At 62.5% G+C, this 22164-nt stretch carries 19 protein-coding genes; 16 read left to right on the forward strand and 3 right to left on the reverse strand.

The window, feature by feature from the left end:
- Positions 1-115: 115 nt before the first annotated feature.
- The 3 genes from KM135_RS17445 to KM135_RS17455 are packed head-to-tail and all read left to right on the forward strand — an operon-like array spanning position 116 to position 5811.
- Positions 116-1264 (forward strand): efflux RND transporter periplasmic adaptor subunit, encoded by a 1149-nt coding sequence (locus KM135_RS17445; protein ID WP_221715349.1) that lies wholly within the window; start codon positions 116-118, stop codon positions 1262-1264.
- A 12-nt stretch (positions 1265-1276) separates the two neighbouring features.
- The gene (locus tag KM135_RS17450) at positions 1277-4411 is read left to right on the forward strand and encodes an efflux RND transporter permease subunit (protein ID WP_221715351.1); all 3135 of its coding nucleotides are present in this window, start codon (positions 1277-1279) and stop codon (positions 4409-4411) included.
- Positions 4412-4413: 2 nt separating this feature from the next.
- On the forward strand, positions 4414-5811 hold the full coding sequence (locus KM135_RS17455) for an efflux transporter outer membrane subunit (protein ID WP_221715353.1): 1398 nt from the start codon (positions 4414-4416) through the stop codon (positions 5809-5811).
- Between the two features lie 248 nt (positions 5812-6059).
- Here the strand turns inward: KM135_RS17455 and KM135_RS17460 are convergent, their stop codons facing one another.
- Both KM135_RS17460 and KM135_RS17465 read right to left on the reverse strand, forming a co-directional pair.
- Positions 6060-6371 carry a zinc-binding dehydrogenase gene (locus KM135_RS17460; protein ID WP_343228223.1) on the reverse strand — a complete coding sequence of 104 codons (312 nt, stop codon included), beginning with the start codon at positions 6369-6371 and terminating at the stop codon, positions 6060-6062.
- A 456-nt stretch (positions 6372-6827) separates the two neighbouring features.
- Entirely contained in the window at positions 6828-7688 is an 861-nt protein-coding gene (locus KM135_RS17465; RefSeq protein ID WP_221715356.1) for a LysR family transcriptional regulator, read from the reverse strand.
- A gap of 197 nt (positions 7689-7885) precedes the next feature.
- Here KM135_RS17465 and KM135_RS17470 point away from each other — a divergent pair, with 197 nt between their 5' ends.
- From KM135_RS17470 to KM135_RS17500, 8 genes are all read left to right on the forward strand, one after another.
- The gene (locus KM135_RS17470; RefSeq protein WP_221715357.1) at positions 7886-8269 is read left to right on the forward strand and encodes a hypothetical protein; all 384 of its coding nucleotides are present in this window, start codon (positions 7886-7888) and stop codon (positions 8267-8269) included.
- The gene (locus KM135_RS17475) at positions 8269-8679 is read left to right on the forward strand and encodes a hypothetical protein (RefSeq protein WP_221715358.1); all 411 of its coding nucleotides are present in this window, start codon (positions 8269-8271) and stop codon (positions 8677-8679) included. Before KM135_RS17470 ends, KM135_RS17475 begins: the two co-directional genes overlap by 1 nt.
- A 5-nt stretch (positions 8680-8684) precedes the next feature.
- On the forward strand, positions 8685-8870 hold the full coding sequence (locus KM135_RS17480) for a hypothetical protein (RefSeq protein WP_221715360.1): 186 nt from the start codon (positions 8685-8687) through the stop codon (positions 8868-8870).
- A gap of 64 nt (positions 8871-8934) precedes the next feature.
- Positions 8935-9630 carry a tetratricopeptide repeat protein gene (locus KM135_RS17485; RefSeq protein ID WP_221715361.1) on the forward strand — a complete coding sequence of 232 codons (696 nt, stop codon included), beginning with the start codon at positions 8935-8937 and terminating at the stop codon, positions 9628-9630.
- A gap of 410 nt (positions 9631-10040) precedes the next feature.
- A complete protein-coding gene (locus tag KM135_RS17490) occupies positions 10041-11132 on the forward strand; it encodes a mechanosensitive ion channel family protein (protein WP_221715362.1) in 1092 nt (363 codons plus the stop codon).
- Positions 11129-11506, forward strand: coding sequence for a trehalose-phosphatase (locus tag KM135_RS20065; protein ID WP_343228224.1), 378 nt, complete (start codon positions 11129-11131; stop codon positions 11504-11506). The genes KM135_RS17490 and KM135_RS20065 overlap by 4 nt, the downstream gene beginning before the upstream one ends.
- Entirely contained in the window at positions 11506-11880 is a 375-nt protein-coding gene (gene otsB / locus KM135_RS20070) for a trehalose-phosphatase (RefSeq protein ID WP_343228226.1), read from the forward strand. Before KM135_RS20065 ends, otsB begins: the two co-directional genes overlap by 1 nt.
- A gap of 61 nt (positions 11881-11941) precedes the next feature.
- On the forward strand, positions 11942-13315 hold the full coding sequence (locus tag KM135_RS17500; protein ID WP_221715364.1) for an alpha,alpha-trehalose-phosphate synthase (UDP-forming): 1374 nt from the start codon (positions 11942-11944) through the stop codon (positions 13313-13315).
- A gap of 42 nt (positions 13316-13357) precedes the next feature.
- On the opposite strand, the gene KM135_RS17505 is transcribed toward KM135_RS17500, so the two are convergent.
- Positions 13358-14635, reverse strand: a complete 1278-nt coding sequence (locus KM135_RS17505; RefSeq protein ID WP_246606302.1) for a mechanosensitive ion channel family protein — start codon at positions 14633-14635, stop codon at positions 13358-13360.
- A gap of 381 nt (positions 14636-15016) precedes the next feature.
- Here KM135_RS17505 and KM135_RS17510 point away from each other — a divergent pair, with 381 nt between their 5' ends.
- The 5 genes from KM135_RS17510 (at position 15017) to KM135_RS17530 (ending at position 22078) form a co-directional block, all read left to right on the forward strand.
- Positions 15017-16084 (forward strand): hypothetical protein, encoded by a 1068-nt coding sequence (locus KM135_RS17510; protein ID WP_221715365.1) that lies wholly within the window; start codon positions 15017-15019, stop codon positions 16082-16084.
- Positions 16085-16168: 84 nt separating this feature from the next.
- Positions 16169-17737: a DUF389 domain-containing protein gene (locus KM135_RS17515; protein WP_221715439.1), complete on the forward strand. Its 1569-nt coding sequence runs from the start codon at positions 16169-16171 to the stop codon at positions 17735-17737.
- A gap of 2 nt (positions 17738-17739) precedes the next feature.
- A complete protein-coding gene (locus tag KM135_RS17520) occupies positions 17740-19464 on the forward strand; it encodes an SLC13 family permease (protein ID WP_221715366.1) in 1725 nt (574 codons plus the stop codon).
- 122 nt (positions 19465-19586) lie between these two features.
- Positions 19587-20738 (forward strand): Na+/H+ antiporter NhaA, encoded by a 1152-nt coding sequence (gene nhaA, locus KM135_RS17525; protein WP_281422202.1) that lies wholly within the window; start codon positions 19587-19589, stop codon positions 20736-20738.
- A gap of 35 nt (positions 20739-20773) precedes the next feature.
- Positions 20774-22078 carry a chloride channel protein gene (locus KM135_RS17530; protein ID WP_221715440.1) on the forward strand — a complete coding sequence of 435 codons (1305 nt, stop codon included), beginning with the start codon at positions 20774-20776 and terminating at the stop codon, positions 22076-22078.
- Positions 22079-22164 lie beyond the last annotated feature (86 nt).

Genomic DNA, 22164 nt, shown 5'->3' on the forward strand with positions numbered 1-22164 from the left:
TAGCGCGAGACGGCAGCGTGGCGCCATGCATCTCCACACTCGCTCAACAAAACGCCGACACTCGTTCGACAATGCTCATCCAGAGGCCGTGTCGACAGGAAGCTCTGAGCCACACATGATAGCACATACCCTCCCCGGGCGCCCTTACGCCCTGCTCGTCATGGCAGCGGCCCTGGCGCTTTCTGCCTGCTCCGGAGACGCACCGCCCCCCGCGCCTCCGCCGCCAGACGTGTCGGTCGTCAAGGTTGCCCCCAGCCCGATGGCCGTGGCGGACGAACTGCCGGGCCGGGTCGTCGCCTTCCGCGTGGCCGAGATACGGCCGCAAGTGAGCGGCGTGATCCAGCGCCGGCTGTTCGAGCAGGGCAGCAAAGTCCGTGCCGGACAGGCGCTCTTCCAGATCAACCCCGCCCCGTTCGCCGCCGATACCAACAGCGCGGCCGCGACCGTGCAGCGCGCACAGGCCGCGCTCGCCCGCGCCAGCCTGCAGGAAAGGCGCCTGGCCCCGCTGGTGAAGGCCGACGCGGTGAGCGGTCAGGATTATGACGATGCCGTCGCCGCGCGCGATCAGGCAGCCGCCGACCTCGCGATGAGCCGCGCCGAGCTGGCGCGCCGCCGGGTCGATCTCGGCTTCGCGACGGTGCGCTCGCCGATCAGCGGTCGCATCGATCAGGCGGTCTTCACCGAAGGTGCGCTCGCCAGCATGACCGGCGAGCAACCGCTCGCCACCGTCCAGCAGATTGACCGCGTCTATGTCGACGTGCGTCAGCCGGCCGCCCGCCTCGAAATGCTGCGCGAGGCGGCGCGTGCCGGCACGGTCGATCAGGGCGCGCCGGTCGACATCGTTTCCAGCGACGGCCGTACCTTGCCGGTCAAGGGACGGCTGCTCTTCTCCGGCATCAGCGTCGACCCCAGCACCGGCGAGGTGATCGCCCGCGTCGAGGTGCCCAATCAGGATCGCGCGCTGCTGCCCGGCATGTTCGTGCGGGCGCGCCTGCCGCGCCTCGCCATTCCCGATGCCCTGACCGTGCCCGAGCAGGCCGTGCAGCGCGATCCGGCCGGCAAGGCCAGCGTCAGCGTCGTCGGCAAGGACGGCAAGGTCTCGCCCCGGCCCATCCAGACCGGCGACACGCGCGACGGCAAGGTCATCGTGACCGGCGGCCTCAAGCCGGGCGAGACGGTGATCGTCGAAGGGCAGGACCGCGTCCAGCCCGGCGCGGTCGTCAAGCCGCAACCCTGGCGCGGCGCCGCGCCGGCGCAACGCTGAGCGGCGACACCCATGCCCCGTTTCTTCATCGACCGGCCCGTCTTCGCCTGGGTCATCGCGATCGTCATCGTGCTGCTCGGCGTCATCTCCATCCCCCAATTGCCGATCGAGCGCTATCCGAGCATCGCGCCGCCCAGCATCAGCATCACCGCGACCTATCCCGGCGCGACGCCGCAGACGATGAACGACAGCGTCGTCAGCCTGATCGAGCGCGAGCTCTCCAGCGTGAAGAAGCTGCTCTATTTCGAGAGCTCGGTCGACACCTCCGGGCAAGCGACGATCACCGCGACCTTCCAGCCCGGCACCGACCCGGAGCTGGCGCAGGTCGATGTGCAGAACCGTCTGAAAACCGCCGAGCCACGCCTGCCGCAGGTAGTGCGTCAGCTCGGCATCGTGGTCGAGGCGGCGAACCCGAACTTCCTCCAGCTCGTGAACATCGAATCCAGGAATGGCGACCTCGATGCGACCGCGCTGACCGACTATGCTGCGCGCTACGTGGTGGAAGACCTCAAGCGCGTGATTGGCGTCGGCCGCGTCCAGCTCTTCGGTTCCGAGCGCGCCATGCGGATCTGGGTGGATCCGGCCAAGCTCGCCTCCGTCAACCTCGCGATGAACGACGTGACCCAGGCAATCGCGGCGCAGAACGCCCTCATCGCACCGGGCGCCCTCGGCAGCGAGCCGACCGCGAACGGCCAGCGCGTCACCGTGCCCCTGCTCATCGACGGCCAGCTGCAGACGCCCGAGCAATTCCAGCAGATCGTGCTGCGCGCCAACGCCGACGGATCGAGCGTGAAGCTCGGTGACGTCGCCCGGGTCGAGCTCGGCTCGCAGGCCTTCTGGTTCAAGACGCGCTCGAACGGCAAGCCGGTGGCGCTGGTCGCCGTCCAGCTCGCACCGGGAGCCAATGCGGTTGCCACCTCCGCGCTGGTCAAGGAGCGGATGATCGAGCTCGCCAAGGCGATGCCGAACAACATCACCTATCGCATCCCGTTCGACACCGCGCCCTATGTCCAGATCTCGATCGAGAAGGTACTCACCACGCTGGTCGAGGCGATGGTGCTCGTCTTCCTGGTGATGTACCTGTTCCTCCAGAAATTCCGCTACACCTTGATCCCCGCCATCGTCGCGCCGATCGCGCTGCTCGGCACCTTCTCGATCATGCTGCTCGCGGGCTTCTCCATCAACGTGCTCACCATGTTCGGCATGGTGCTGGCGATCGGCATCATCGTCGACGACGCGATCGTCGTCGTCGAGAATGTCGAGCGCATCATGGCCGAGGAAGGGCTCTCGCCGCTGGAAGCGACGCGCAAGGCGATGGGCGAGATTACGGGTGCGATCATCGGCATCACGCTCGTGCTCACCGCCGTGTTCATTCCGATGGCCTTCTCCTCCGGATCGGTGGGCGCGATCTATCGCCAGTTCACCATCTCGATGGCGGTCTCGATCCTGTTCTCGGCGTTCCTCGCCCTGACGCTGACCCCGGCGCTCTGCGCCACTCTTCTGAAGCCCGTACGCGGCCATGAGGAGAAGCGCGGCTTCTTCGGCTGGTTCGACCGCAAGTTCGATGCGATGGCCAATGGCTATCAGAGCTGGGTCACGAAGCTCCTGAAGCGCACCGGCCGGATGATGGCGGCGTTTGCCGTGGTGCTCGTGTTGCTCGGCGTCGGCTTCCTCAACGTGCCCTCGGCCTTCCTGCCCGAAGAGGACCAGGGCTATTATCTCACGCTATTCCAGCTGCCGCCGGACTCGACGTCCGAGCGCACGCTGGAAGCCATCAACGTGCTGGAAAAGCATAATGTAGGCCGCAAGGGCGTCGCCGATATCGAGGCGGTGGCTGGCTGGGGCTTCAACGGCGCGGGCTCGAACGTCGGCATCGCGTTCACCATCCTCAGCCCCTGGGGTGAGCGCGAGGGCGCAACCGCGGCGGGCGAAGTCGGCGGCGCCAATCAGGCGACCGCCGTGGTGCGCGAAGGCATGATCATGAGCGTCATGCCGCCCTCGATCGACGGCCTCGGCACAACCAGCGGCTTCTCGCTGCGTCTGGAGGACCGCGCCGGCCATGGCACGCAGAAGCTGATGGAAGCGCAGTTCCAGCTGCTCGGCATGGCGGCGCAGAGCCCGGCGCTGGTCGGCGTCTATCCCGAGAACCTGCCGCCCGGCAGCAGCATCAAGCTGGAGATCGACCGGCAGAAGGCGCAAGCGCTCGGCGTACCCTTCGAATCCATCGCCGCCACGCTCGGGACGGCCATGGGCTCCACCTATGTGAACGACTTCCCCAACAAGGGCCGCATGCAGCAAGTGATCGTGCAGGCCGAGGCGACAGCCCGCATGCATCTCGACGATGTGCTCAAGCTCTATGTGCGCAACAGCGCGGGCCAGCCCGTGCCGCTCGCCGAGGTGGTGACGCCGAAATGGGAGAAGAGCCCGCTGCAGCTCGTGCGCTACAATGGCTATCCGGCGATGCGCATCTCCGGCGCCGCCGCCCCCGGCACGTCGAGCGGCGAGGCCATGGCCGAAATGGAGCGCCTGGCGGCGCAGCTGCCGCCCGGATTCGCCGTCGAATGGAGCGGTCAGTCGCTGCAGGAGCGGCTCGCCGGCGATGAGGCGCTGATCCTCATGGGCCTCTCGATGCTGGTCGTCTTCCTCGTGCTTGCCGCGCTCTACGAAAGCTGGGCGATCCCACTCTCGGTGATGCTCGTCGTGCCGCTCGGCCTCATCGGCGCGGTGCTGGCGGTGCTGCTGCGCGGCTTCCCCAATGACGTGTTCTTCAAGGTGGGCCTCATCACGTTGATCGGCCTGTCCGCCAAGAATGCGATCCTCATCGTCGAGTTTGCCAAGACGGCGAAGGAGCAAGGCATGTCGACCGTCGAGGCGACGATCCATGCGGCGAAGCTGCGCCTGCGCCCGATCCTGATGACCAGCCTCGCCTTCACCCTCGGCGTCGTGCCGCTGATGATTGCCGGCGGTGCCAGCAAGGAGACGCAGCAGGCGATCGGCACCGGCGTGTTCGGCGGCATGATCACCGCCACGGCGCTCGCCATCTTCTTCGTGCCGGTGTTCTTCGTGGTCGTGCTGGGGCTGGTCGAGAAAGTCCGGCGGCGGCGCAAGGGCGACGACACGCCGGTGACGCCTGTGGTGGAGGGCTGATCATGTGGAAGCTTGCCTTCGTCGCACTGCTCCTCACCGGCGCCTGCTCGATGAACCCGAAGCTGGACGTGCCGGCGGCACCGGTCGCGCAGGCCTATCCGGATGCGGAAGCCGCCGAGGCGGCGAGCGTGGCCGGGATCGACTGGAAGACCATGTTCGGCGATCCGCGCCTGCAGCGGCTGATCGCGCTGGCGCTCGAGAACAACCGCGACCTGCGCGTGACCACGCTCAACGTCGAGGCGGCGCGGGCGCAGTTCCGCGTGGCGCGGGGCGCGCAATTCGCGCAGGTCGACGGGACGGCGAGCTATGCGCGCCAGCGCACCTCGGCGGCCGCCGCGACGGGCGGCGAGGCCACGCCGGGCGGCGTCGAGTTCGAGCAATATACGGCAAGCGCGGCGCTCACGAGCTTCGAGATCGACCTGTTCGGGCGACTGCGATCGCAGAGTCAGGCAGCGTTCGAGCGCTATCTCGCCTCCGACGAGGGGCGGCGCGCGGCGCGGATCGCGCTGATCGGATCTGTGGTCGACGCCTATCTCGACGAGCGGCTGGCGCAGGAGCAACTGGCGCTGACCGAGCAGACCCTCCGCGACTGGACGACCTCGCTCGACATCACGCAGAAGCGCCATGCGGCGCGGCAGGCGAGCGGTCTCGATCTGGCGCAGGCCGAGGGGCAGGTGAAGCAGGCCGAGGCCGATCTGGCGATGCGGACGCGCGCACTCGGTCAGGCGCGCAATGCGCTGCAGCTGCTGCTCGGCGCGCCGCTGCCGGCGGACCTGCCGGCGCCGGTCGCGCTGATGGAACAGCCGATCAAGACAATGCTCGCCGCCGGCCTGCCGTCCGACCTTCTGCGCAACCGGCCGGACATCCGGCAGGCCGAGCATGAGCTGGTCGCCGCCAATGCCGATGTCGGCGGGGCGCGGGCGGCCTTCTTCCCGCGCCTCTCGCTCACCGCGATGTTCGGCTTCACCAGCCTCGCGCTCGACGGCCTGTTCGATGGCGGCAACCGGACCTGGTCCTTCTCGCCGCAGATCACCCAGCCGATCTTTCGCGGCGGCAGCCTGAGCGGCGAATTGCGGCTGGCCGAAGTCCGCAAGTCGATCGCCGTCGCGCAATATGAGCGTGCCATCCAGGCCGCGTTCCGCGAAGTCGCCGACGGCCTCGCCGGACGGGCGACCTTCACCCGCCAGTCCGATGCGCAGCGTCAGGCGGCAGCGGCAGCGGCACGGCGGGTCGCGCTTTCGACCCTGCGCTATCGCGCCGGCCTCGACAGCCGGCTCGAACTGCTCGACGCCCAGCGCAGCGACTATGTCGCGCGTCAGGCCCTGCTTGACCTGCGGCGGCAGGAGCTCTCCAGCGCGGCCGGTCTCTACCGCGCCCTCGGTGGCGGAGATGAAACGTAGATCGTGATGCGGCGGCAGCAATACTTCGTACAAGGTGGACGGCGAGAATACATCGGCCGCTGTCGGGCAGGCGAAATTCGATCATGAATGTCCGAAATCAGGGGTGTATCAGACCACGGACTTTGCAAGAGTCTTCAACCCCGCTTCCGGCTGTGGTTCAGTGAACCGCCGCATATTGTTTGCCGAGTGGACCGCGACGGCTTGAATTGAAGGCAACGACGCGAACGTTTTCGGTCAAGATGGCTCTTTCAGGACCTATCAGCTTCCCTCATCAGCCGTGACATCGTCCTCCGGAAAAGGGTAACGCCCTTATCGCCGGCCAGGCTGTTCAACGCTACGTCGTAGCCAGACAGAAGCGTCTCAAATTTCTCGCTCTTGTAATCGATGACCACATCGACTCCCAGACGCTTGACCAGATCGACGTTGGCCTTGCTGGTCGTGGTCGCAACCTCAGCGCCCAAATGCTTGGCCAGCTGGATGGCGAATGTCCCCACGCCACCGGAGCCGCCGCGAATGAGAATTTTCTGCCCTTCTTTCAGTCGCGCCTGCTCGACCAGCACCGGACAGTGGGCCATCAAAAACCCTCGTTTTCCAATGCTTTTGCGGCCCGCTATGGACGCTGATGGACGAGGGAAAGAGAACAAATGGTGCCGGGGACGGAGTCGAAAATTATCGAGTTATTCGCGGTTTTATGAAGATCTCGCATTTTGGTCAGCGAGAATGGCCCCCAAAAACAGAGATTTGGGCGCCGCTAAGCGCGATTTTGAGCGAGGTTTCCCAACGAGTTTGACGAGCGGGTCTGCGACTTCCGTCGACCGAGCGTGTTCATCCAACTACCTTCTCATCCAGCCTTGTTCAAAGAAGTGAGAGCGTTCCATATTTCCAGATATCCAGGCCGATCGTGTCAACCATTCGTCGGCGGAGGTCTAGGCGCACGCGGGAATTGCTGATCAGAGCCGAAGATGGAACAGGCTTAAATCGACCCTTCACATCAGGGTTGGTGCTGATACTGCTCGTCAACCAAGGTCGGCATCCATCCGTTCGCGAGCGCTGTTTATCATGACACTCACGACTTCCTCGTTCATGGAGGCGCGCCAGCAGGCAAACGGAGAGAAGTCCAGGGTCGGCATGTCTTCAATCATCGAAAGTCGGCCTTGTCGCAGAAGCGGCCTTGCCAGGCGCTCTGGAACGAAGCCGCAGCCTCCAGTGGCAACAAGCCAGTTCAAAGACAGCACGCCGAGGTCTAACTCGAGGCCCGCGGCGGGCAGGTCGCCGAGGAGGCCGGTGAGTTCGAGACTTGTGGCCTCGCTCCAGTTTATACGAACGAAATTCTCCCGCCAGTCCAGTCCCTGGTCAGCCGTGACCATGACGAGGCGATCGGACGCGATGCGCTCCACCCTGATGCCTTTGCGCAAAATGGGATCGTAGAGAAAAGCGATATCGAGATCTTCCTCTTCCAAAGCGCGATTGAGCTGACCTGATGCCCCGGCAGAAGCAATGAGAGCCAGATCCGGATAGGCATCCTTGATGGCCTGCAGCCAGGGGATGAGCAGCGACGGCCACAAAGCATGTTGTCCGCCTATACGGATCGTGTTGCGAAATCTCGATGGCAGGGCGAGGCGCGCGCGCCCCTGATCCCAGACACGGACCATGGCTTGAGCCGTCTCCACAAACCGACGTCCCGCCGGCGTCAAGCTGCAGCCCCGCTTGTCCCGCACGAACAATCTAGCCCCAAGCAAATGCTCCAGTTGCTTGATCCGCTCGGTCACGGTCGACGGGCTTGCATGAATGCGCTTGGACGCTCCCAGGAAACTCCCTGTCGATGCAGCGGCTAAAAAGGTGCGAGCCGATTGAATGTCCATGAATTTGGATATCATGAATTGTAAATAATAACAATTTCGTGACGGCTAATGCTCATCGTCCGCTATGGTCAGCTTGCTCGTTCAAGAGCCCAAGAGATCGCAGGTTTGGGAGACCTTAGGAGGGGATGGCTGCCCTGCGGTCGGTTGGGTAGCCCCCGTCCGGACGGGGCGGAGCCGACGCCAAAATCAGAAGTGGAGATGGAGGTTTTGCAATGCTGGTCGGAAAGATCTCTGCGTCAAACCGTCCTGCTTCCGCCACCATTCAAGAACTCCAGCGCACGCGCCTCGCCGGCTTTGCCGAAATCAATCGGCTGGAAAAGCTGCGGGTGAAGGCCGAGCAACGGCTTTTGGCACGATATCACGATCTCATTCGGGCTCGGGCGCATCTCAGGCGCTCGCGTTCAGCGTCGGCTTCGCAATCCGACGCGAAAGAGGCCGTAGATGCCGCGGAGCGAACTTGGGATCAGGCGGCCGATGAGCGACTGAATATTGTCGTCCGCCTTCTGTCCATTTGCCGTCTCCTGTCAAAAACGCAGGCCGAAAATGGCGGCTTGGCTCACCACCGGACCCGGCGTCCGCCAACGCAGAGAGACTGATGACGGCACAAACTTCGCCCTATTTGCCGGGACCCGGCGGGATGCTGGCAAGCGCGGTCTCTCTTGTCGCCAATGTCGGCCTGTCTGCCTGCAGCGACCCCATTCCTGTCCAGGCGTTCCGCGTCTTCGTAACCGATCAATCCGGTCGCTGCGAATTTCGGGTCGACGGCGACATCGTCTCCATTTCCAACTTGGTTCGCATCGCCCGCTTAAGGGATGGACGCCGCGTCGATGCTCGCATCGTTTCACCGGCCTCCGGTGTGATGCCTAAATGCGCTGAACTGGCGCAACGATCCCTAGAACATGCGCGCTTTGCGACGGTCACTTTCAGCTCCAGGCACCAAGCCAGCCGATCCGGCGGTGTCGCACTTGGCCCGCGACATTTCGATGCAGACAGCAGGAAGGATTAGCGCCCATGCTTTTGGCTTTGTTACTGATCCTGACCTCAATCGTCCTGATGCTTGGCGCAAATTGGTTCCTTCATCGGTGGCCGGCTCTGTCGATTGGCAAATCCCTGCTCATCTTCGCGGTCGCCAGCGCGCCGGCCTTTTTGGGCGGCTTCCTGCTGTTCGCGCGCCATATCGTGGTTGCTCACGGCTGATGGAAATGACCGCGATATGCCTTCTCAACACGGCAGATTGTTCCCGAACAGGAGAAATGACCGCATGACCCAACGCCTTTTGATGGCTGTTCTATTGACTGCGGCGGCACTGCCGGCATCAGCCCAGGAAGCCACGTCCCAGCCTTCGCTCAGCGCCGATCAGACAAACGCCTTCAACGCTGCGATCAACGACTTCATGGCGGCGCAAAAGGCCCAGCAGGCCGGCGACAATGCAGGGGCACTTTCTGGCTATGAGCGTGCGCTCCCCGCAATTCGAAAGGTCGTCGAGGTTCAGCCCGACAATCTCGCGAATGTGAAGTTTCTGGCGAACGTGCTCTACGTAACCGCCATCGCCAAAGCCTCTACGCAGAGTTTCGACGCGGCCGTACCGTTGCTGGAGGAGAGTCTGCCGCAATGGCGCAAGATTGTGGCGCAGGAAGGCTCCGACGTCCAAAGCCAAACAGTATTTACCAACATACTGACCCAGATGGGCAACGCCAAATTGGGAAAGCAGGACAAGGCGGGCGCCTTGCCGCTTTATGCGGAAGCCATCAGACTAGCGCGGCAGACGCTGGCGGAAAAGCCTGACAACGCCAGCAAGAATCTTCTTCTGGGGGCTTTGATCGGTGCGAGCCAGGCAGGCGACGATCCTGCCATCAAGAGCGAAGTTGCGGCAATGTCCAAGGCCATGATCGCGAATGGCAGCGTCGATGCAGCCAACAAACCTTCCGCGCAAGTTCTTGCCGGCGCCGGACGCTAGGGCCTGTCCGATGCGCCCGGAATAGCCGCGAAACCGGCTAGCTGAGAATGCAAAGCATAGGGGGCGACACCAATGCGAAGGATTTACAATGAGTATGACCCTTAAATTTGTCGTGATGGGCATCGCGGCCATGCTAGCGTTCAGTTTCATCTGGCTGCGGACGCGATCGGAGCGGAGTCCGTCCGTCAGGCCGGCCGGTAGCGGGCTGTCCGACGAGATGGCTGCCGCCTTCGACGATGTTTCGTCGGAATTTCTGCAGTCAGAACGGGCACGCGATCATCCACAGGCAGACAAGCCCGGCGAAGCGAAGCGACCCGGCAAACAATAAAACTACATGAATGAACGACCGATCGCACGACCGTGCCAAAGTGTCGCACAGATAAAGATCGGTCTGGTTAACGGAACACATTATGCGTAGCTTTTTGACCGGTAGCCTGGGATTGCCGGCCACCGGTGCTGACATTGTCGCCAATATTCTCGTGCTCGCCATCGCGATCGCGACTGCCATCATCTTTCATCGCGTCGCTATGTCCGCGCTCTATCGAATTTCCAGTCGAAGCGAGACCAAAGCAGACGAGATTGTGCTCAATCGCGTCACCACACCGGCCCTCTGGATAGCGATCGCCGTCGCGCTCAGTTTTTCTGCGCGGGGATTGTCCCTTGCCCCTTGGTCAGCGGCATTGTGGCAGCGGGCGGCCGGCTTCATCGTCCCGGGTCTCGTCGGCTGGCTGGCGATTGCGATCATCAAGGCCATGAGTGACATCGTCATTTTGCGCAATGACGTGAGTGTCGCCGATAATCTTCATGCACGCCGCCGGCGCACGCGTGTCGCCATCATGGCCCGCATTGGCATTTTCCTGGTCGCCTTTCTGACTCTTTCCATGATGCTCTTGAGCATACCGGCGATACGAAGCGTCGGCGTGACCTTGATGGCGTCCGCCGGGCTCGCCGGTTTGGCTGTCGGCGCTGCCGCCCAGCCCGCGCTCAAGAATCTCATTGCAGGCATTCAACTCGCATTTACCGAGCCGATCCGCCTCGACGATGTCGTGATCATGGACGGTGAATGGGGACGTATCGAGGAGATCCGCCTCACTTATGTCGTGATCAAGATCTGGGATGATCGACGTTTGATCGTGCCCGTCAGCAAATTCCTTGAGGAGAGTTTTCAGAACTGGACACGGTCGAGCGCTCAAATCCTGGGCTCGGTCTATCTCTATGTCGACCCGGCGAGTGATATCGACGAGCTGCGCTCCAAAGCAGAGGCCGTGATCACCGAAAATCAATTGTGGGATCGCCGTTTCTGGAACCTCATGGTGACCGATGCCAAGGCTGAAGCGCTGGAATTGCGTCTCCTGATGACCGCGCGCGACGCTTCGACCGCCTTCGATCTTCGGTGCGACGTCCGGGAGAAAATGACGACTTATATTGCCCGGGAGATGCCGCAAGCGATCTCCCGCAAGCGCATCCTGTCCGCCCTCTCGCCGCAAATGGGTGCGGCGTGACGAGTCCGTTTACCCCAGAGCTGCCACTGCCACCGGTCTCATTGCTGACCGGCGCGAGTCTCTTCCTGGACATCGATGGGACGTTGCTAGACCTGGTCGATGATCCGGATTCTGTCGTGGCAGATGACGTGCTGCGGTCTTTGATCCTGCACGTCGCTGACGCGCTTGCGGGGCGTGTCGCGATCATCAGCGGGCGCTCGCTCGCGCAGATCGAGGCCATGTTCGGGCCGGTTGCCCAGCTGGTTGCGCTGTCTGGGAGCCATGGTAACGAACATCGATGGCGCGGGATCGAAGCGCATCCCATTCGCCCGCCATCGCTCGATCTGGCGACCGCTGACTTGCGGAGCGTTTTGCCGGTACGGACGGTATCCTGATCGAGGAAAAGAGTTTCGGCGTCGCGGCGCATTTCCGGCGGGCGCCCCACGTCGCAGAGGAGCTTCGAAAAATAACGCAGGCACTCGCAGATCGGCATGAATTGCAGGTACAGGGCGGGAACATGATGATCGAACTGCGTGTCGGCGGAGGCGACAAGGGCGGAGCCCTTCGTCGCCTCATGGGCCGAGCGCCCATGGCAGGTACGAAGCCCATATTCGTTGGAGATGATCTGACCGACGAACCCGCCTTTGTCACCGCGATCGACCTTGGTGGGGCCGGGATTGTGGTTGGCGATCGGCAGGGGACGCGAGCGCAGTATCGCTTGAGCGGTCCTGTCGCCGTGCGGGCATGGCTGGAGGCTTTCGTCGCATGATGCTGCGACCCCGCAAGCGTCGCCGACCGCGCTACATCATATGCGCCTTCGGGCAGTTGCCGTGACAAGGCTCATCATCGTGTCCAACCGAGTCCAGGCGACCTCGGCAGACGCCACCGCGAACCAGGGTGGCCTGGCCGTCGCGCTCTCATCGGCGTTGCGACAAACCAATGGAATCTGGTTTGGATGGTCCGGGAAGGAAACTGAAACATTCTCCGGAAGCATCGATCTGCAGAAGCGAGATGGCGTCACGACCGCGACGATCGATCTCGAGCCACAGGACGTCGAGGAATATTATAATGGCTATGCCAACCGGACATTATGGCCATTATTTCATTATCGCGTCGATATGGCAGAGTTCGAGCGCGGCTTCGCAGGAGGCTATGAGCGCGTCAATGCCCGCTTTGCCGACACCATCCTGCCGCTGATCGAGCCGGCCGATCTGGTGTGGGTCAACGACTACCATCTCATTCCACTGGGTCGGGAGTTGCGGCGGCGCGGTTGCGACAACCGGATCGGCTTCTTCCTGCACATACCCTGGCCACCCATGCGCCTGCTGCTGACGTTGCCGAGCCACAGGGAGTTGGTGGAATCACTTTTTGCTTATGATGTGGTCGGCTTCCAGACTGATGACTGGATGCAATCCTTCTTCGATTATGTCCGTGGCGAGCTGGCGCTCGAGGTCGGCGACGATGGCGAAATCTCCTTTGCTGGACGAACAATCCGCGCAGTCGTCTGCCCGATCGGCATCGACGTTTCGGATTTTGTGCCGCAGGCAGAAGGAGAAGTCGCGGCACGAACCTGCAAGGCAATGATGGTCAGCGCAAATGACCGCGCAATGATCATCGGGGTGGACCGCCTCGATTATTCGAAAGGCCTGCAAGAGCGCTTTCTTGGCTATGATCGTTTCCTGGCGTCGCGGCCAGACCTTCACGAACAAGTGTTCCTCCTGCAGATTGCGCCGCCATCGCGCGCCGATGTTCAAAGCTACCAGGAGATCCGCGCAGGCCTCGACGCGCTGTCCGGCCGGATCAACGGCGAATATGCCAGCGCTGAGTGGGTGCCGATCCGATATGTGAATAAGGGCTATCCTCGTGATCGTCTGGCCGGAATGTATCGCGCTGCCAAGGTTGGGCTCGTCACACCCCTGCGCGATGGAATGAACCTTGTGGCCAAGGAATTTGTCGCTGCGCAAGATCCTGGCGATCCGGGCGTCCTGATCCTCTCGAAGTTCGCCGGCGCCGCAGCGCAGCTCAAAGAAGCTATTTTGGTCAACCCCTATAGCGCAGAGGACATAGCCGACGCGTTGGCACAGGCCCTCGAAATGCCCATCGAGCAGCGACTGGCAAGATGGCGCGCGCTGATGGATAATGTCGAGCGGGAGGATGTGCTTTGGTGGCTCCAGACCTTCGTCAAGGCAATGTCGAGGGACTGAAAGCGGCGGTGCCCTCCAGCTTCCGTCGATTTCCGACGACCATCAGGCTGTCGTGCTCTCGCCAGGCGCGGTTCGAATATGCACGTCGCGCTGCGGGAATGGGATCTCGATTCCATGTTCGGCGAACAACACCCAGATTCGATTGAGAATGTCGGACCGAACATTTCCCACGCCAAGTTCGGGATCCATAATCCAGACGAGAATATCGTGATCTACGGAGCTGTCTCCAAACGCCTTCAGCCAGACGGACGGCTTGGGATCGGCAAGAACCCGCTTTGCCGCCGTTGCTGCCTCGATCATCAGCCGCTGTGCCAGGGCAAGATCGCAATTATAGCTGACGCCGACCGACACATGGACGCGGACATTTTTGCTGGAATAGGACCAATTCTCGACCGGCTCGGTCATCAGCTGCTCGTTGGGGATGAGATGTTCCTTTCCGTCGCGCGTGACGACGGACACGGCGCGAACCCCGATCTTGCTCACGGCGCCGAACGTGTCTCCAACGACAATCACGTCGCCCGGCTTTACCGACCTGTCCATCAGCAGGATCAGCCCTGCAATGAGATTGCCGAACGTCTTTTGCAGGCCAAAACCGATTGCGAGGCCGGCGGCGCCGGAGAAGACGGTGAGGGCCGTGAGATCGATCCCGAGCAGGTCGATGCCCAAGAGGATCGCAACGACGATGACTGCTATACCGGCGAGTTTTTGCACAAGCACGCTCTGCGCGACGTCGAGCGCGCTCGACCGGCCGATCAAATGGACCAACACATGATTGACCGCCTTGGCGACGACATAAAGAAGCGCGACGATTGCGATCCCATTGAAAACCGCGAGCAACGAGAAGCGTCGCGCGCCCACCGTAAATCCGACCGCATCGAGACTGTCGATGAGTGGCGTCAGGCCGCCAAGTGTCGCCGCTGTCGTCGCGACCAGGCCAAGCAAAGCAAGACCGGTTGCGATCATGCGGCTGATCCGAAACGCGACGAACAGCCGGAAAAGAAGGATTGCAACGGACATGCCCAGCGCAAATGCCAGGATCATCAGCGCCAGCGGGCTCAAGCGTACCGCGTTGCCGACGATCAGCAGCAACAACGCGACAATCGTACAGCGAATGATCGAGGTTACCAAGCCAGACGTCAGGACGTTCCTCGAGGCTCCAAAGCGATGAAGTCTCCCGGCGACTGCAGATCCTGCGCGCGCAGCGATGAACCACCCAATCGCACACGCGCCCACGATGAGGACGATCACAACCATGATCGATTCCAGATCGGGGGCGTCGGGCAGTTTTACGCCCAGGTCCCGTATCCATTGCAGTGACATGATCGGAGGCTCTCCATCTTTCAAAGCCCGCAGACCCGGGAAAGGTTCCGGAGTGCGTGGCACGGCCGGCGAGGTGTGACGGGGCAATATTTCACGCCACGTCTTTCCTGAGACAAAAATCGCTTTCGCGAGCTAAGTGAATGGCGACGCAACCAGATCGGGCAAATCTATTAACCATTCAACCATCATAGGCCGGACCTGCAAACTTACAGGCGTACGCGTGCCCGAGGTGCGCCGATGATCGTCGCTATGGCTGTCATAGCCGGTCTGATCGTTGCAGCCGTACTGAGTTTCGGAAAGTTCGCCAGATCTACGGATTGGCGCGCCACGGTCACGCCGCTTGCCTCGATCATCGGAAGCGGCTTCCTCATCTGCGGACCTTTGCTCGCGCGCGAGTTTGGCTCTGGCGCGGTGGTTGCCATGGCTGCGCTGCTGGCGATCGCCTATGCCGTCGGTGCGGTCATCCGCTTCAATATCGTCCATATTGAGAATCTCGCGCCGGCGCTGAGCCTCAACGACCCGATCGCTTGGGCCATGCGCGTCGCGCAAGTGATGCTTGCCATCGCTTATGCCGTCTCGGTTGCATATTACCTCAAGCTTCTCGCCGAGTTCACGATGAAGCCGCTGGCCGTTCCGGTCGGTTGGCACGACCTTCTCGCCAACGCCTTCGTCACCCTCATCATCGTCGCGTTCACAGCGTTGACGTTTTCGGGCGATATCAGGAAAATCGAGCATGCTGCCCATGCCAGTGTCTCGGTCAAGCTCGGCATTATCGCGGGTCTTCTGGCCGGCCTCGGGACATGGTGGATCATGCGATCCGGCCTGCCCCTTGATCTTCCGCCGGCGCAACTTTCTTACTCCGGCATACCGCTGCTTCTTGGACTGCTGATCACCGTGCAAGGTTTCGAGACCTCGCGTTATCTTGGCGGCAGTTATGATCAGCTCACGCGCGTCCGCACGATGCGCTATGCGCAATGGCTGTCGTCGGCCATCTATCTCGCGTTCATTGCCCTTCTGACTCCATTCCTTCGAGAAGCCCAGCATGCGGAGGGCGTGGCCGGCATCCTCGACATCATGGAACTGGTCGCGCCGATCCTGGGCATCTTCGTACTGATTGGTGCGGTCTCGAGCCAGCTGAGCGCCGCCATTGCGGATTCAATCGGGTCGGGCGGTCTCATGATCGAAGTCTCCCGCCGCAAGCTCGGGGTTCGTAGCGCCTTCATCGCCGCCAGTGCGCTTTCGATCGCCGTGGTCTGGCTAACTAATCCCTTTTCTGTCATCGCCCTCTCGTCGCGCGCCTTCGCGCTGTTCTACGCGATGCAGGCCGTCCTTGCCTTGTGGGTGTCGTTCCGGACTGGCGCGGGGAGCTGGGCCGCAAGGGTTGGTTTTGCAGTCGTCGGCCTGATCTGCGTCGTCGCGGCGGTCGCCGGCGCACCCGCCGAGAGCTAACGGCCATCATTCTTGCAATGGATCGGCGAGAATGCGCTAGAACCCGGCTTCTCAATCAAAATCCGAACTCGGCGAGTGAATAGAATGTCCGACACAACGACCGCCCCGGTCACCGAGCATCCATATGCGTCCCGCCGATGGGATCATGTTCCGCTCTATCGCTGGTGGCGTCGGTCCGTGGTTGGCTCGGTCGATCAGGGCGAGGTAAGTGCGCGCATCATCGAGGAGAGTGGCTGGTCGCCTCGCTACCTCTTCATGACGATGATGTCCGCTGGCATCGCCGTTCTCGGGCTGCTGTTGTCGTCGCCGGCCGTCGTGATCGGCGCGATGCTCATCTCGCCCCTGATGAGCCCGATTCTGGGTCTGGGCTTCAGTCTCGCGCTGTTCGACTTTGCCGAGATGCGCCGGTCGCTTTCGGCGCTGGCGGTCGGTGCCATTGCCGCTCTTCTCTTCACCGCGCTGATCGTGCTGGCTTCACCCCTCAAGGCGCCCACGGCGGAAATCCTGGCACGCACGCGTCCCAATCTTTTCGATCTGCTGGTCGCGCTGTTTGCTGCGCTGGCCGGAACATTCGCGATCATCCGCGGCCGTGGTGAGACAATTGTTGGCGTTGCGATCGCGACAGCCCTGATGCCGCCCCTCGCTGTGGTGGGCTATGGTTTAGCGACCTGGAACATGCCGATCATGGGTGGCGCGCTGGCGCTGTTCGTCACCAACTTCGTGACCATCGCGCTCGCTGCCATGATCATGGCACGTTTCTACGGCTTTGGCCATTATCTCTCCAGCCAGCAGAGCTGGACCCAGACAATCTTGCTCGCGCTGGTGTTCGTGGTGATGGCTGTGCCGCTTGGAATCTCGCTAAGCCGCATTGCCCGCGAAGCAGTTACGGTTGGCCAGATTCGGTCCTTCCTGTCGGACCGGTTCGGCGCATCATCGCGCGTAAGCCAGCTCGACGTCGACTTCGAGCGCGCGCCCCTGGGCGTCAGGACGGTCGTCATTGCGCCGCGCTCGCGCGCCGAAAGCAACGCATTGCTGCAAAGCGATCTCAGCGACCGGCTCGGTCGCCCGGTTGCGCTTCAGGTGGATCAAGTCCTGCTCGATCCGGGATCCGGATCGGTCGAAGCGCAACGCGCGGAGTTGCGGCAGGCGAGCGAGGCGGCCGAGGTCGAAAGCCGGATCGCCGGCACGATCGTCAACCTTGTGTCACTCGCGGCAGGTGTTGCGCCCGATGCCGTGACGCTCGACCGGGAGCATCGCCGTGTCACCGCGACAGCTGCGCCGCTCCCGGGCGCCGATCTCTCCACCTACGCCGCGCTGGAGCGTCGCGCCAAGACTTCTGCGCCGGATTGGGAGGTTGCGATCGTTCCACCGCTCGCGCAGCTCCCGCTGATTGCGTTTCCAGACAATGACGATGCGCTCGACGGCCCGGCGCGAGCGGCGGTCCTTCTGTCTGCCTGGGCTGCGAGGCGCTGGAACAGTCCCCAACTCGGCGTGCCAGGACTTCCAGACACTGCGCCCGAACGGCCGACGCTGAGCCAGAGACGCGCGCTCGCGATCGCGGCCCTTCTCAAGGAGCAAAGCATCGCTGCCGTGCCCGCGCCAGCCTCCGGCCAGCGGTTTCGACTAACGGGTGGACTGCAGGCGGACCAATAGCCGTGTCGCAGGCCGCACTGAGCGCGATCATCCTGGTCGGCGCGCTGCTGCTTTTTGTGTCCGAGCGGGTTCGGCACGACCTGGTCGCCCTTCTGGCGCTCTTCGCATGCCTCCTGCTCGGGCTGACAACGCCGGTGAAGGCCTTTCAGGGTTTTGCCGACCCGGCGGTGCTTGCCGTCGCGGCGATTCTTGTCGTCGGGCGAGCCGTTGAACTGTCAGGCATTGCGGGACGGTTCGCGCATGTCCTGATTCCCGAGCGTGCAAGTTTTGGCGTCAGGCTGTCGGCCCTGCTCATTGTTGCAGCGATCCTCTCTGCCTTCATGAACAATATCGCCGCGCTGGTCATTACGATGCCGCTCGCGACCGAAATCGCCCGCTCTTCGAAACTCGCGCCGGCCGCAACGCTGATGCCGCTCGCCTTCGCAACAATCTTGGGTGGCATGACCACCCTGATCGGCACGCCGGCTAACCTCATCTTGTCGTCGGTGCGCGAGAATGAGATGGGAGCGCCATTCGGCTTCTTCACGATGACCCCGGTTGGCGCGGCCGTTGCCTTCGTAGGCTTGGGCTATCTTGCCGTCATGGGCTGGAGGTTGTTGCCCGTCCGTGAATCTGCCGCCCAGCGCGGGCGACCGCCCTGGCGCGTCTATGAGTTAAGCCTCACGTCAGCTATGCCAAACTCGCCGCTGCTCCTGCCGGCCATGCGGAGCGCCGCTGCGCGCCTCCTGTCCGTATTTCGGGACGGGCAGCGCGTCGTATTGGGCGACGGAGAATCCCTCCTTGCAGGCGACCGATTGCTTATCCTGTCGCGCAACAATCAGTGGATCACGGCGGAGCGGCTTGGTCTCAAGGCTGATACGTATGAGGCGGCCAATCCGGGCGCGGTGACCGCGCGCGTCGCGGTCGCACATGGCTCATTCCTGATTGGGCTGCCCCATGCGGAAATCAGTACACGAAGCAATGGTGACCTAGTGGTGGTGGCCGTTGGGCCGCGGGCCGCTCGGCGTAAAATGCCACTCAACACCCTGCGCATTGAGGCCGGCGACCAAATCTATATCCGCGGCACGCCCGACACACTGGCGCGCTTCGCAACCAGCGCACGCCTTCTGGAAATCGATCGGCTTGATCCAGTCCCCGTTGCGAAGGCGCGGGCGGTAGCGATCCTCGGTGTGTTCGTCCTCTCGATCGGCGCGATCGTCGGTTTCGGTGTATCGCCAGCGCTCGCATTCCTTGCGGCCGCCGTCATCCTCGCGGCGACCAGGCTCATTCCGACCGACGAAGTCTACCGATCGATCGACTGGAGTGTCATCGTCCTTCTTGCCGCAATGATACCGGTCGGCCAGAGTTTCGAGACCAGCGGCGCGGCGGCGATCGCCGCCCAAATGCTTGGCAATGCGCTTGGCGGACTTCCTCTCGTGCTGGTGCTCGCTGCCATCTGTGCCGTGACATTGCTGCTGTCGATCTTCCTCAACAATGTTGCAACGGCGATCATCATGGGGCCGCTAGCGATCGATGCGGCACAATTGCTCCACGTCAGCCCGGACGCCGCCTTGCTCTCGGTTCTGATCGGCACGTCCGCCGACTTTCTGACACCGATCGGACACCAGAATAATCTGCTCGTCATGGGACCGGGCGGGTATCGATTTACCGACTATGCCAGAATGGGTGCCGTTCTCGTTCTGCTTGTCGTTGCGACCGCCGCTGTCACATTGTCGCTGCTCTACTGACCAAAAGGCGCTCTAAGTGCTGAGAACTCGACGGCTCGGACCGGCTTTGGGTGGCCGGAAGCGGCATCTTTCGCTAGGCCTGCCCTATGCAAACGAGTGACCTTGTGATCCGCCCCTTTTCGATGATGCGTAAGTTCCTGGCCACCGAAGCGGCAGGGGGCATTGTCCTGATCGGCGCGGCAGCCCTGGCCCTGATTGTCGCCAACTCATCCTTGTCGGAGGGCTATTTTTCGGCGCAGCACATTAGATTTGGCGGGCTGAGCCTGCTGCACTGGATCAACGATGGCCTGATGGCGCTGTTCTTTCTCGTCGTCGGTCTCGAGATCAAGCGGGAAGTTCTCGATGGGCAGCTGTCGCGCTGGTCGGATCGCCTGTTGCCGGGCATTTCGGCCGCCGCAGGCGTGGCACTCCCGGCGCTCATCTATATCTGGATCAACCTTGGCAATCCGGGTGGCGGGCGTGGGTGGGCGATCCCCGCTGCCACGGACATCGCCTTTGCACTTGGCGTTCTGGCACTGCTGGGGTCGCGCGCACCCACGTCGCTCAAGATTTTCCTCGCTGCCGTGGCCATTATTGATGACCTGATCGCTGTCCTCATCATTGCCCTGTTCTACACGGCCGACCTGGGTCTTCCTGCACTCGCCGGTGCAGCGTTTGGCCTCCTCATCCTCGCGCTTCTCAACCGTTTCGGCGTGACGATGCTGACGCCATATCTCGTGATGGGAGCGATCATCTGGTTTTTCGTTCTCAAGTCCGGCATCCACGCCACGCTAGCCGGCGTTGCGGTGGCCATGACGATCCCCCTGACACGAACGCCCGGGCGACCGGACGCACATGGTTCGCCATTGCATCGGCTCGAACATGGGCTGCATCCGTGGGTCGCATTTGCGATCGTACCGATCTTCGGCTTTGCAAATGCCGGCGTGGCTCTGGGCGGGTTCGCGAGCGGTGACATGGTCGCTTCGGTCCCGCTCGGCGTGGCACTTGGCCTGTTCGTGGGAAAACAGATCGGTATCTTCGGTTCGGTTTGGTTGTTGGTCCGTTTGAAGTGGTCGGATCGGCCGCGCGATGCTGGATGGCTTCAAATTTATGGCGTCGCCTTGTTGTGCGGCATCGGTTTCACGATGAGTCTCTTCATCGGCGGCCTGGCATTTGGTGATGGGTCTCACCAGAACGACGCCGCAAAGCTCGGAGTGCTGCTGGGTTCGATCGGATCTGCAATTTTCGGTTTTCTTGTCTTGCGATTTGCACCCTCCGAGGATGCACGTCCGTGAGACCGAACGCTCCTTTCGCGAAGGCGAGTGCCTATCTGAAGGCACTCTTCTCGTCAGATGAGCCATCATCCACCCAGGACGCGTTGGCAATCTTCCGCCGTCGCATCGCGACTGGCGTCGGCGCCGTGCTTCTCGGCCTCCTGGCTATTGCCTTTGCCAAGCTGGGCGATCTTGCCCAGACGCTGTTTCTGAGCTTTACCAGCGCGTCGCCCTTAGGATCCGTCTTCCTGACTCCGGCGATCTTTGCCGGTGCGGTCTTTCTTACACAGCGATGGGCGCCAGTGGCTCGCGGATCGGGCATTCCCCAGGTTATCGCCGCTTCGCGCAATCCGGGCAGTGAGGCGCTGGGACCGCTGGTATCGATCAAAACCGCGTCGCTGAAACTTGTCATGACGATAGTCATGCTGGGTGCCGGTGCCTCGGTCGGCCGCGAGGGCCCCACTGTCCAGACCAGTGCGGCCGTCATGGTCGCCATTCATCGTTTCCTGCGTGTTCCGATCACAGCCGGTGTTCTGATCGCAGGTGGCGCGGCAGGCGTGGCCGCTGCGTTCAACACGCCGCTTGCCGGCGTCGCATTCGCAATCGAAGAACTGGCGGCCGCCTATGAGCAGCGGGTCGCCGTGCTTGTCATGGCGGCGGTGATGATCGCCGGTCTCGTCAGCTTGGGCATCGCGGGCGACTATATTTACTTCGGCGCGATGCGACAGACGCTCGATCTGCGCGGCGTCTTGCTCGTCGCACCTGTCGCCGGAATCGCCGGTGGGTTGACGGGCGGCTTGTTTTCCCGCGCCTTGCTCGCCTTTGCCAATCCCGGGCGCACCTGGCTCGCCGCTCTCAAGCGGCGGCCGATCCTTTTGGCGACAGTGTGCGGCCTGGTCGTTGCGCTCCTTGGGATCTCCAGTGCGGGGGCAACATGGGGAACGGGGTATGAGGCGACGCGCAACCTGGTAGAGGCCAAGGATGGCTCGCTCTGGTTTGGGCCCGCCAAATTCATCGCGACACTGGCAACGGCTCTGAGCGGCGCTCCGGGCGGCATTTTCGCGCCATCACTGGCAGTCGGCGCCGGACTGGGAGATCTGCTCACGGCCATCTTCCCCGACGATCCGCGCGGGGCGATCGTTCTGCTCGGTATGATTGGGTATTTTGTTGGCGTGGTAAGAGCGCCGCTGACGGCCGTCATCATCATCACTGAGACAACCGCGAGCCGGGGCATGATTATCCCCTTGTTCGCAACGGCGCTGATCGCCGACTTCGTCAGCGCTATTGTTTGTCGTGAGCGCCTCTATCACGGCTTGGCCAAGGCCTTTTCGCACGCGTCGACGGCCCCCAATCATAACTGACGGGGCTTGGGGGTAGTACGCACTCAAGCGGTCGAAGGCTTTCCGGAGTTCGCGAAGCGGCTCCTATTCCGGCTCAAGGCGACACA

The organism is Sphingobium xanthum (assembly GCF_019737615.1).
Taxonomy (GTDB): Bacteria; Pseudomonadota; Alphaproteobacteria; order Sphingomonadales; family Sphingomonadaceae; genus Sphingobium; species Sphingobium xanthum.